A 10,366-nucleotide genomic window follows, 5' to 3' on the forward strand; every position below is an offset into this window, starting at 1 on the left:
TGCCGGGAGGATGAAAAGACGCTTCTGTCGACCTGCCGAAACAGGACCTCGGGCGTAAACTCCCGCAAAGCGCTTGCACCGTCCCTACGCCAGTATGAACTGGATCAGGTTCAACGGGTCACTGCGCCGCGAATGCCAGCAGTATCTCAGCCCCTTGCCGGGACTCCCCTGGTGAATGCGTGAGGTTGGACGGGACGGCTCCGGTTTGTCAAGCGCGTTCTGGCCGCGGCTGATCGGCGGCCGGTCAGACCGTGCGGAAAAAATCGTGCATGTCTCGGCGACAAGTCAAGCGTCGGAGATGAAGGCAGGGACAAGGGAATCGCAAACGTCGGACTTAAAATCGATCCTGATGATCACACCTTCAATGGGCACCAAAGGTTTGCGCGTAGATCGCCTCGATTCTTCCTGCCTCGTCACTGGTCAGCGCGGCGAATTCCTTTTCGCGCGCGCGGTTCGATAGATGTCCATCATTCTGGTGAAGAAAAAGGAAGAGCAGATCGGTCAACCGCTCGGGCATGTCGATAAAGGCGTCCACCTGCTGCCGGAACTGATCGTAGCGCTGCAGAAATGCGGTTTCCTCGGGAAGGTCCCGTTCGATCGTCCGCTGAACGCAGGCATAGAGGAATTCGGCGTGCGGGGTTGCATCGAAGAACCGGTAGAAATCACCGGTGTCATTCAGCACCCGGACGTTGAATTGCGGCGTCGGTTCCCATTCCACCAACGGCAGAAGGCGCTGCGAATAGCTCTCGAGCACGCCCCTGTACTCGTTGATCTGGTCCAGGATCGCGGCCGAGACGGGAAAGACCACTCCCGGCGGATTGAAGCCGCGCATGGCAAGGACGTGATGGATTAGGTAGCGGTGAATGCGGCCGTTTCCGTCCTCGAACGGGTGAATGTAGACAAAGCCGAAGGCGAGGATTGCGGCGGCTACGACTGCATCAAGGTTTTGCGCGGGGCCCTGATCGAACGCTGCCATTCCATCGATTAGCCGCGGCAGGTCCTCGGGCCGAGCGCCGATGTGATCGGGCAAGGGCGTGCCGTTGTCTCGGTCATGCTCGCCGACGAAACCTCCTTCTTTTCGGAAGCCAAGTCTTACGAAACGGGCGTCGCCAAGTACAATTCTTTGCAGACGCAGCAGCTCATCGCGATCGATCGGCCAGCGGCCGGCTTCGCCGATGGCGCGGCCCCAGCGCTGGATGCGATCTTGCGGCGGGTGCTCGCCCTCGATCGCATAGCTTGATCGCGAGTCTTTGAGCAAAAGAAAGACGGCGGTCCGAGCAAGGAGGTCGCGCGGCACGTCCGCTACGATTGCCTCCGCGCGCCGCGGTAGTTCAAGGCCGATGAATTTTTCGAGAATCTTGGTGCGGAACACCAGAGGGCAGAACTCACGCGTGCCGGGGAGATTGTCCCTTACGCGGTAGCGCGAAGCGGTCTTGTCGGGTCCCGGCCACTGCAGCTCGGGATCGACAACCGGAATGTATCGTCCGGCCTCCGCGTCCGGCAGATCGATACGCGCGCCCCTCAGCCATTCATATAAAAACCAGATGCGGCGGGCATAACTGCCGGTCGGGCTTTCACGGACCAGCGCCTCGATCGGCGCGGGACCGGTCACTTGGAACAGCCGCTTGAGGACGGCAAGGTCCAGTCCCTCGTACTTGAGCGCAAAGGTCAGGTGGCCTTCGAGGGTAGGATTTGGGGCATGGCGGGGGGTCATGATCCGCCAGCCATCCCGTTCGGTAATGCGATGATGCTCGCCAGTGGCGAACAACCTACGGGGCAAGGGCACGGCGAGCCTGTAGGCTCCGATCAGGGCGCTGTACCCGGCCGGGGTCGCCGTTTCAGGAAGGCGGATTTCCTGAAAAACGGTAACAGGACCTGAAAATTGGTGCTGCTGGATCGCAGGCATGAAAAGCGAATCCTTCCATCGAATTTTGGTTTAGTTCGGCCAAAACCTATGAAAAATGATCCTATCCCATGAAAATTGATGCCACCAGACAAATTTTCCGAAAACCGATTCAAAAACGGTGCTGAAGTCGATCAAGCAAGAACTCCGCCACCGGCTCAAGGAAGCGACTTCAGACAAAAAGGTGAGTCCAGGAACCGCCATTCGCCCGTCTCTTAGTCACGAGGCCGGCACGGATGGCCCGCCTTACGTCGAGCCGGATTGCTCGAGGAGCAGCGCGCCGTTCGGGGCTCACTCATAGAGCGCTCCGGCGCGCGATCCCGATTTGATAGCCGCGATCACGCTCGCGACTGATCTTGGTGACGTGGCGGCGTCGGAGTAGAAAAGTGATGCAGGATCTCGGTGGCGTCGTGTGTGTGTGTGACCTGAAGTGAGTTCTCTGCGGTATGGGCGGCACGCAGCGCGCGCGTCTTCTCGGCAAACAGATCGACGAAGCGGCACCGAAGGGAAGTTCCTGGCATTCATTCTCGCCATCGCTGCCCCAATTTGCCGACCGGACTGCCGATCGATCTCGCCCAATACTTTGCGCGCGCAAGGGCCGAAGCTGAACTGGGCGGCACCTGCTCATTCGGGAGCTAACTCATGCTTGGCGCGCTAGCCCGAGAGAGCTGTGCCTGATCGAATGCGTGAAATCGTAGCTCGGGGTGGAGAGGCTGACGCGGTCATCTGTCACCCGCCTTCGGGCTGTAACGGAAAGCGCGACATCGTCTCCAATGCTCGTTCCCCACGTCGAGGGGCCCAGCGGCTTGGCTGCGGGGGGACTGTCAGCTAGTGGCCGCTGGGCCTTGACGACCAGCGAGCGTAAGAGGAGGCCCTGTGCTGGCTGACGAAAACTTGCGAGCAAAGCCACGGAAAAGCATCATTCGAACGAACTCTTTCGTCGAGACGAGGAGGGCAGTGAGGCGGTAGCCGCCGCTTTGAAGCTCTCCGGCAGCTGCTACGCTGGCCGTTCAGAGGGTCGCAGCTGCGCTTGCGCCGTCATATCAGATAAGTCTAATATAATCCGCGCCTGGCCATCGAACGCCGCGGCGCCCTCGGGTCGGCGCTATTCATCGGGTGGGCGTGTCGGGCACGCAAGGGAGGACGAGATGAGACTGGTTAAGTCATTTGCATTTGCTGCTGTGCTGCTTCTTTCGTCTGCCTTGTCTGCGGCCGCCCAGTCGGCTCGCGCGGACATCGAAGCGGGGCGGACGAAATTCACGGACGCCTTCAATAGCGGAAATGCGGCGGCGGTGGGTCAAATGTATACAGAGGATGCCGCCGTGCTGCCGCCTGACGGCAAGCGCGTCGATGGCCGCAAGGGCGTGGAAGAATTCTGGCAGGGCGCGATCAAGGGCGGGATGAAGAATCTCACCCTGAAGGCGCTGGAAGTGGAAGAGAGTGCGAATTTCGCCTACGAAGTTGGCGTATTTACGCTCGATGTGCCAAGCAAAGGCGGCGCTCTCTCCACTGTTGCGGGCAAGTATCTCGTCGTCTTGAAAAAGGGCGACGACGGGACATGGCGCCTGCATCGGGACATCTGGAACTTAGGTGCGGCCCAATAGGGATTGTATCCAGGCCCTCATCGACCGTCTTGCGAAGGCTAGGGCAGCTGCAGGGACTGGGATCTGGTGCTCTATGCCAGCCCTGTTGAAAGGCAAAACGATGGGACCGGCTAACCGCGCGGTTTAACTCTCGGGTCTGGCGCGCTTTCCAATGGATTTGCCGCCAATTTGGCGGATCGCTGATCAGTCGCGGTGATTGCGACCACGTCACCAATTCCAATTCCCCGCTTCATGAAACGAGTCTGGAGCGTGCACGGCCTTAAGCAAGGGATTGCTAATGTGCGAGACAGCACGCTTCGCTCTAGCGGGTATGGCCCAGCGGCTTGGTTGAGGGGGGACTAGCAGCTAGAGGCCGCTGGGCCTTGACCAGCGGCATGCTTAAGAGGAGGCGCTGGCTGGCTGGCCAAAAACTTGCGCTCAAGGCAACGCAAAAGCATCATTCGAACGGACACTGCCCGCCAGAAGCTTATTCCAGCCGATAGAGCCACCATGGAATGCAAGCCCAGCAAACCGGATTCACCAAACATCGCATCGGGACCTGCGCTTGCCCGTCCATGGCCGCGCCAGTCCTTCGGCATTCAGCATTGCGACGCGGAGCAGCCAGCCGACCCATTATAGACCGCGACGGACGGTGATTAGGGCCAGCGCGGCGATAGGCAGCGAGCGTAACCATTGGCGTAAGTGGAGTGTTTCACGATCTCAATTGGTTGGCTCCGCCAGGTTTCCAGCTGGCTGCCACCGGGCACGTGCCAGCTGGAGTAAACAATGAAATATTCGAAACCGGCTTTTTGGGCGGGAGCCGCGCTAGCTGCCTGCCTTTTGCCGAAACCGGCTTGGCCGAGCCAGTTCGGCTGCGCATATTGCAATGAGGGGTGAGAAACCTGGCATTCGACGGGAGCAGTGCAGTAACATGTGCGAAGCCTAGTCGAGTCTGCAAGCGGCAATCATTCGTCGTGAGTCGACGCTAGTGTGTGCGTTTCGCAGCACTCCGGCTGGCTATCTCGCGTAAGACGGCATGAAGAAGTGTTCCAATTTCCTGTTCGGCGCGCCCGGGTGCAATTCCTGATTCGGACAACTGAACGAGAATTGTCTTGGCGGTGCTGCGCCAGAACGCATTCGCCTCCTCGCCGTTCTTGGATTCCAGCACGCGGGCAACTCCCTCAACCAACTTCCGCCGCCGATACAGCGGAAACGCCCTTATGTTTGACACCGATCACCTCACCCATTCAGTCTCGCGATTAAGCATTGGCGGGTTAGAAAATCTGGTTAACGGCGTATTCTTTTTGGTAGTAGTAAGAGTTCTGTGCGGGCGGTGAACGGTGCCGCGATTAGCCAATGAGCGCGATGGCTTGGGCGCAAACTGTCGGGCAGGAATGGGTAAGAGCGGACATTGGCCGATCTCCGCTCTTCAGGGCCGGAAAAATCTCGACAATGCTCCCAATCGATTCCAGATCGAAGACGACGTCGTCAGAGCCGGTGTCATTGGCTGGCGTTCCGGAATAGCCGATGTCGTCACAATAGGATTTGATCGTCGCTGCTGCGCGACGGAGCAAGCCGGCACGCTCCGGCATCGTCAGCCGATCGACTTCATTGCCCCGCGCAGCAGTATAACCGCTGTTCCTGGGGCTCCCAAGCAGGATGTAGCTCCCCCTTTTGTTGACGCGATGTAGGTGGCCGATCATGATAACCAAGGGCGCAAAGAGCGACCCTCATGCTGGTGGGAGGATAAAAATGCAGCCACTTGTCATAGACGCGAAGCCTCAACCTATTTCAATTGATCCCGCTAACGCTGCAGTTCTCGTGGTGGACATGCAAAATGACTTCGGCTCCAAAGGTGGAATGTTCGACAGAGCCGGAATCGATATCTCCCGGATTCAACGGGCTGTCGACCCTACTGCCAGCGTAATAGCTGCCGCTCGCAATTTGAGAGTGCCCATCGTCTATCTGAAGATGGGGTATTATTCCGACCTCTCGGACCTTGGGACATCGGACGCCCCCAACCTATCCGACATCTCCAGATCTTTGGGGTCGGTGAGAGCATGACAGCCCCGGACGGTAGCGAGGGCCGGATTCTGATCCGCGACACCTGGGGAACAGATATCGTTAACGACCTCAAGCCAGAGGCAGGGGATGTCGTCCTCTACAAAACGCGGTTCAGCGGTTTCTACGAGACCGAACTCGATTCTGTTCTGAAGACCGCAGGCATCAAACACCTCATCGTGACAGGATGCACGACCAGCATGTGTGTGGAGTCGACAATTCGGGATGCCTTCTTCAGGGACTATCACTGCATACTGCTAACGGATTGCACTAGCGAGCCCATCTCCTGGGACGCCTCAAGGAGCAATCATGACGCCTCGATCACGCTCGTGCAGATACTCTTTGGATGGACATCGACGTCCGACCATTTCCTGAAGGCGATCGAGGAGCGAGTTCAGGGGGGTCTTGAACTAGCCGAATGAACTGGCGAGGCCGCCTATCACCCGAATTCAGATCACGGCCTTGAGATTGGGTGCGGTGACGTAGGCCCATGGCAGGAGATCGTCGATTCGCTGTTGGAATAGCCGTTGACGATCCTAGTGAGGACGTCGGCGAGATAGCCGAGCGGCTCGATGCCGTTAAGTTTGCATGTTTATGCCGACCGTCGAACTATGCCGAGTGCCTCTTTCACCAGGGCGGTCAGAGCGTGCTTCTCCCGCCGTTTTTTGCCCGCAGGCCAGTCGTTGACACTCGGCATAGTTCTCATGCTCAAAGGGCGTTCAGGAATTCCAGAAGCCAGTCGTTTGGTCGAAATCGCTCGGCTTTGGCGCGTTCGTACGGCTTCAGCTTGGCGAGTGCGGATTCTTTCAGCTCAAGATGTGCGTGAAGATAGATCAGCGTCGTTTCCATCGTCTCATGGCCCAGCCACAGGGCAATGACCGAGCAATCGACACCGGCCTGCAGCAATTCCACGGCGGCGGTGTGCCGCTTATGTCTTGGTCGACATAGACGGCACACCTGCGCCATGCACACGCTGCAGGCGACCCGGGATGTCCGCAAAGTCTCGCTCTGGCTCGGTCACGCCAGCCTCCAAAGCACTGAAATCTACCTGCGGGCCGAGCCGACCGCTTGCCGCGATGGCGCCACCGTCGCTCAAGTCGGGTCGCTTCCGCACTCCCGCCAGGCTGCTGGCAATGCTGAAGTCCGTCAGCCGATCGGCAGATTATGTCGAGTGATCGCTGCTCAAATACCGCAGGCGGCAAGCAATTGCCGCTGCGGACTCCGCATAATCAGACGCTCCACATAATTCCGGAAGTCGACTGGCCTCGTCGCCACCATGACCTTGACCGCACCAGTCGGCCCGATCACGACGTCACCGGGCGCGGCCTTGTCGCTGATCGTGGTTCTGAACGGCCTGCCGCGGATGGCGCCGTTCAGCCCGGCCTCCCGCATCAATCGTTCAATGGTGCAGCGGGCCACATCGAAGCCTTCGCGCTTCAATTGCCGCCACACCTTGCGCACGCCATAGACGGCCGGAGAAGGCGCTCAAGGGCAGCAACATCGGTTTCCAGGGTCCATGGGGGACGAGCTATCCGGCCAACCTGCGGCTCATGGTGGCAGACGACGGCGAAGATGAGTTCGTGCGCGCATTGCCCGCTTTTTCGACGCAGCGCCGCCAATGCCCTGGTACAATCTCCGCAAGATGGACGAAACCGACGTGCGCTCGCTCTACCGCTATATCCGGTCGCTTGGCCCCGCCGGAGCGGCAGCACCGCAGCTGGTTGCGCCCGGCGAAAAGGTGATGACGCCCTTCATCGTGCTGGAGCCGCCGCAGATGCCGCCGCCCTGCAGTCGCGATCTCGATTGCGGCATAGGTGAAATCTGCGGCACAGCGGAACCGCGTATGTGCGTTAAGCGGTAGGCCTCAGAACAGCCGTCTGGCTCCGGTCGGGGTTTTTATTTGTCGCCTTGGTGATATGTTGCCCGCATGGCGAAGTTTCGCAGGTTCTGGAGGCCAGGGGAAGGGGGAGAGGCAAAGATAGCCCCGGCCATAATTGCTCCCATCATGACCGAAATTGCTGCGGCAATGGACGTCCAATTTGCCCACACGGCGCCGGCTTTTAGTGTTTGACCGTGCCTTCAACTCTGCTGTCATACACGGATATCGCCACTCTCACGCTGCTGACGACGCCATGCTTGGACCAATGGGCACCTTCCGGTTGCGTTTCGAACGCTTCGGCGCCCCATGTTTTGAGGCACAGCGCTGCCATGGAGCTGCTGCAGGCGGGCGTCGATTGTTCGGTCCCGCTCGACGGTGTTGCTGTCAATCTCGATGCGACCGTCGTCGAGGAAGCGCGAGAGGCCTTCCCAGCGCGTGAGAGTGTAGCGGATCGCGTCAAGGCGAGCTTTGTCTTGTGGCTGATCAGGCCGAGCTTCTCGCGCAGCCAAGGTTCGAGATCGGCGACAATAGCGCGGCTCCTTTCCTGGCGACGCACGGCGTTCGTCTGCCAACCTCGTCACTCCAAACCTGGTCGAAAACGCGTTGGCGAAGCTCTGGATCGGACGGGTATAAACCGGCCTGTTGAAAGGGATTTTTGGAACCCCCATGCTTCAGAAAGGCCGTCACTGGTGATCAAAATTAGCGCCCGTCGGGATGAACGAGTGAACGGTATGTAAAAGGAGGACATTTGCAATGATTGTCCGCCCAACCGGCTACGAAAATTGTCCCCAACTGGCGGTTGGTAGACGCCAAGCAGCCGGGCACGTATCGTTTGTTACGATCGGTCGCACCGGGCACAGCCCACCCCAGCGCCCACGCCCCCGTGCTCGGCGCATTGATCGACCCGTCGTGCTGTAGAGTGCGGCGGGTTTTTCAATGCCGATCGCGCAGCTCTTCACTGCCTTGGTGAGGGTCAGACGGTCGTTGCCGTTCTCTTTGATCAGCTTGCTGACCTGGCTCGGCCACACGCCATTTTCCCGCGCGAAATGTTCCACCTCATAAAGCGCATCGACCGACAGGCGGCCTCGGTCGAACAAGTGAACAAGTCTCGATTGCTTTTGTTCTCGTCCATTTCCGTTCCTACTCACTCGACATCCGACGCAGCTGGGAAATGAGGATCCGTCCGCCAATCGAGGAATGGCGGGCGGATCCTATCAGCGCAGGAAGGGACTTTTCTGCGCTGATACAAATTCGGGGCTGTTGGAGCGTCATTTCTGGCTAGCGAGCATTAGCTAGCAACCATTCCTATCACCAAGAAGGTGATGGAGACGGCGAAAACCGGTGCAAGCAGCCAGCGAGCTTGGTGGACACTGTTCTCCATAGGCTCCTCCGTTGAGCGACGCCAACGAGTACGAACAGACACAGTTCCGGGTGGCTGCATGTGCGGGGCTATTGCGCGCTGCAGCGAAGACTTTGGTCCCACGCACGGCTAGACCGAAGGCTCAGTGAGGAACGTCTGCACAAGCTTCATGTTTGGGGGAGCTTTGGCGCAAAGTTTCGCGTCCAGTGCAAGAGAGCTCACAAGGAGATAGCTATGAGAATGCGTTTTTCCACCGCAGCCGCGGGATTTCTGCTGCTGGCTGGTGTCGGTGCTGCCGCCGCTCAGGACGTGGTGATCGACCCGGAACAGGAGACGGTGATTAAGGAATATGTGAAAAAGCAGCCACTCGCTTCGGTGAAAATTCCTGGAGTGGAGCTCAATATCGGCTCAACCCTGCCCGACACAGTCGAGCTTCATGAGGTCCCGAACGTCAAATACCGCTACCTCGTCGTCGACAACCGGACCGTTGTCGTTGATCCAGGCACACGCAAGATCGTCAAAGTCATCCAGTGACCTGAACGATTTGGGGAGGAGAAGCCCGCCGTTACCAAGTTAGGCGGCGCGGGGACGAAGCGTGTTTGATAGGCTGTCGGGCGGCAATCGATCTATAGATCTGCCAGCACCAGGCCTTGGGCAACGCTTGATCAACCCGCCGTGCTGATGGGCACGGCGGGTTTTTCCAGATGAAGGCGGGTTAGAACACGTATTAATTTATGATAGCTTTGCCGCGGGAGGCGATCAAATCATGGACAAAAGGGTCGAGGGAGACTCGGAGGAACTGGCGCGTGGCGAATTCGAGCTCAGAGCCGAACGGTATGGCGTGAACGCCTTCATTCTCGTTGTCGAACTTTTAAACCTGCGGGAAAAGCGCGGAACCATCAGCAGCGACGACGTCGCGAAAATGGCCGATGCCGCAGCACTGGCTGTTGCCGCATCCAGTCAACCTGACATGAGCAGCATTAATCTCTTGCGGGCCATCGCTGCCGCGCGCCAGTCCAAATAACGGCTGTCGAGAGCGTTTTTCAACTATTCCAAGTCCATGTCCAAACGGGGTTGCGAGGAGGTCCTATCGATTGCGCACTAAGCGTCCTTGCTGGCCGCGCCCCAAATGATCTCGTCGGCGCTGCGAGCATCGAGCACGGGCAGGGCGGCCCAGCGCCGGCGGCTGGCAGCTAGGTCTTCCAGCATTGCCGGCTTGCGAGCGTCGGATCCGAATCGACGTAGGCGCTCCTCCAGCGCGCGCTGCGAAGCGGAGCTAAATCCAACGCACGGATTCGTTCCCGATAACGTCGCGCTTTGGCGCGGTTGCGGCAGTCTCCATTGAGAACCAGCGACGGTCCTGCAGCCGGCTTTCGTCGACAAATAGCCACCGCAGCCGCGATCATCTTGCAATTTGCGGATCTTATGCGCGGCGATCGGGCACAAGAGATCGAGCGGCTCTGGGCCGGACATTCCATGTGCCAGGTGTCGGACCCCTGTCGGTAGCTTTTCAAGTTGTCCGGTTTTTGTAGCACATCAGATGTCCGCTTCTGTTTGTTGCAGGAGGTGCGTCGAAGCGG

The 10,366-nt window shown here is 58.9% G+C and carries 10 protein-coding genes, 5 pseudogenes and 1 riboswitch; of the genes and pseudogenes, 6 read left to right on the forward strand and 9 right to left on the reverse strand.

Going from position 1 to position 10,366, the window contains the following annotated elements:
- Nucleotides 1-63 precede the first annotated feature (63 nt).
- Nucleotides 64-180, reverse strand: a riboswitch (TPP riboswitch).
- A gap of 181 nt (nucleotides 181-361) precedes the next feature.
- Nucleotides 362-1,906 (reverse strand): Fic family protein, encoded by a 1,545-nt coding sequence (locus NKJ73_RS23320; protein ID WP_352457213.1) that lies wholly within the window; start codon nucleotides 1,904-1,906, stop codon nucleotides 362-364.
- Between the two features lie 1,145 nt (nucleotides 1,907-3,051).
- Here NKJ73_RS23320 and NKJ73_RS23325 point away from each other — a divergent pair.
- Nucleotides 3,052-3,507, forward strand: a complete 456-nt coding sequence (locus tag NKJ73_RS23325) for a YybH family protein (protein WP_352457214.1) — start codon at nucleotides 3,052-3,054, stop codon at nucleotides 3,505-3,507.
- Between the two features lie 964 nt (nucleotides 3,508-4,471).
- On the opposite strand, the gene NKJ73_RS23330 is transcribed toward NKJ73_RS23325, so the two are convergent.
- The gene (locus NKJ73_RS23330) at nucleotides 4,472-4,717 is read right to left on the reverse strand and encodes a DUF6074 family protein (protein WP_084641544.1); all 246 of its coding nucleotides are present in this window, start codon (nucleotides 4,715-4,717) and stop codon (nucleotides 4,472-4,474) included.
- A 118-nt stretch (nucleotides 4,718-4,835) separates the two neighbouring features.
- The gene (locus tag NKJ73_RS23335; RefSeq protein ID WP_352457215.1) at nucleotides 4,836-5,198 is read right to left on the reverse strand and encodes a hypothetical protein; all 363 of its coding nucleotides are present in this window, start codon (nucleotides 5,196-5,198) and stop codon (nucleotides 4,836-4,838) included.
- On the opposite strand from NKJ73_RS23335, the gene NKJ73_RS23340 reads away from it, so the two are divergent.
- Together NKJ73_RS23340 and NKJ73_RS23345 are read left to right on the forward strand one after the other, a co-directional pair.
- A complete protein-coding gene (locus NKJ73_RS23340; RefSeq protein ID WP_352457216.1) occupies nucleotides 5,188-5,550 on the forward strand; it encodes a cysteine hydrolase family protein in 363 nt (120 codons plus the stop codon). The two genes, NKJ73_RS23335 and NKJ73_RS23340, sit on opposite strands and share 11 nt — an antisense overlap.
- The gene (locus tag NKJ73_RS23345; protein ID WP_352571238.1) at nucleotides 5,547-5,969 is read left to right on the forward strand and encodes a cysteine hydrolase family protein; all 423 of its coding nucleotides are present in this window, start codon (nucleotides 5,547-5,549) and stop codon (nucleotides 5,967-5,969) included. Before NKJ73_RS23340 ends, NKJ73_RS23345 begins: the two co-directional genes overlap by 4 nt.
- A gap of 27 nt (nucleotides 5,970-5,996) precedes the next feature.
- Here NKJ73_RS23345 and NKJ73_RS23350 read toward each other — a convergent pair.
- The 3 pseudogenes from NKJ73_RS23350 to NKJ73_RS23360 all read right to left on the reverse strand — a co-directional run.
- A pseudogene (locus NKJ73_RS23350) lies at nucleotides 5,997-6,139 on the reverse strand (transposase domain-containing protein); the annotation flags it as partial.
- 116 nt (nucleotides 6,140-6,255) lie between these two features.
- Nucleotides 6,256-6,474, reverse strand: a pseudogene (locus NKJ73_RS23355) (tyrosine-type recombinase/integrase); the annotation flags it as partial.
- 390 nt (nucleotides 6,475-6,864) lie between these two features.
- A pseudogene (locus NKJ73_RS23360) lies at nucleotides 6,865-7,017 on the reverse strand (IS3 family transposase); the annotation flags it as partial.
- Between the two features lie 148 nt (nucleotides 7,018-7,165).
- On the opposite strand from NKJ73_RS23360, the gene NKJ73_RS23365 reads away from it, so the two are divergent.
- Nucleotides 7,166-7,408 (forward strand): hypothetical protein, encoded by a 243-nt coding sequence (locus NKJ73_RS23365; protein WP_352457218.1) that lies wholly within the window; start codon nucleotides 7,166-7,168, stop codon nucleotides 7,406-7,408.
- Nucleotides 7,409-7,791: 383 nt separating this feature from the next.
- Here the strand turns inward: NKJ73_RS23365 and NKJ73_RS23370 are convergent.
- Both NKJ73_RS23370 and NKJ73_RS23375 read right to left on the reverse strand, forming a co-directional pair.
- Nucleotides 7,792-8,001, reverse strand: a pseudogene (locus NKJ73_RS23370) (IS66 family transposase); the annotation flags it as partial.
- Between the two features lie 198 nt (nucleotides 8,002-8,199).
- Complete coding sequence (locus NKJ73_RS23375) at nucleotides 8,200-8,523, reverse strand: hypothetical protein (protein ID WP_352457219.1); 324 nt, start codon at nucleotides 8,521-8,523, stop codon at nucleotides 8,200-8,202.
- Nucleotides 8,524-9,020: 497 nt separating this feature from the next.
- On the opposite strand from NKJ73_RS23375, the gene NKJ73_RS23380 reads away from it, so the two are divergent.
- Both NKJ73_RS23380 and NKJ73_RS23385 read left to right on the forward strand, forming a co-directional pair.
- Nucleotides 9,021-9,320, forward strand: coding sequence for a DUF1236 domain-containing protein (locus NKJ73_RS23380; protein ID WP_352571239.1), 300 nt, complete (start codon nucleotides 9,021-9,023; stop codon nucleotides 9,318-9,320).
- 232 nt (nucleotides 9,321-9,552) lie between these two features.
- The gene (locus tag NKJ73_RS23385; RefSeq protein WP_352571240.1) at nucleotides 9,553-9,810 is read left to right on the forward strand and encodes a hypothetical protein; all 258 of its coding nucleotides are present in this window, start codon (nucleotides 9,553-9,555) and stop codon (nucleotides 9,808-9,810) included.
- A gap of 77 nt (nucleotides 9,811-9,887) precedes the next feature.
- Here NKJ73_RS23385 and NKJ73_RS34330 read toward each other — a convergent pair.
- Nucleotides 9,888-10,058 (reverse strand): annotated as a pseudogene (locus tag NKJ73_RS34330) (type II toxin-antitoxin system VapB family antitoxin); the annotation flags it as partial.
- Nucleotides 10,059-10,366 lie beyond the last annotated feature (308 nt).

The organism is Mesorhizobium sp. M0074, assembly GCF_040322975.1.
In the GTDB taxonomy this organism is placed as follows: domain Bacteria; phylum Pseudomonadota; class Alphaproteobacteria; order Rhizobiales; family Rhizobiaceae; genus Mesorhizobium.

Coding starts and splice junctions, on each gene's coding strand:
- NKJ73_RS23345 (WP_352571238.1), top strand. CDS start 5,547: ATGACAGCCCCGGACGGTAGCGAGGGCCGGATTCTGATCCGCGACACC.
- NKJ73_RS23320 (WP_352457213.1), bottom strand. CDS start 1,906: ATGCCTGCGATCCAGCAGCACCAATTTTCAGGTCCTGTTACCGTTTTT.
- NKJ73_RS23325 (WP_352457214.1), top strand. CDS start 3,052: ATGAGACTGGTTAAGTCATTTGCATTTGCTGCTGTGCTGCTTCTTTCG.
- NKJ73_RS23365 (WP_352457218.1), top strand. CDS start 7,166: ATGCCCTGGTACAATCTCCGCAAGATGGACGAAACCGACGTGCGCTCG.
- NKJ73_RS23340 (WP_352457216.1), top strand. CDS start 5,188: ATGATAACCAAGGGCGCAAAGAGCGACCCTCATGCTGGTGGGAGGATA.
- NKJ73_RS23385 (WP_352571240.1), top strand. CDS start 9,553: ATGGACAAAAGGGTCGAGGGAGACTCGGAGGAACTGGCGCGTGGCGAA.
- NKJ73_RS23380 (WP_352571239.1), top strand. CDS start 9,021: ATGAGAATGCGTTTTTCCACCGCAGCCGCGGGATTTCTGCTGCTGGCT.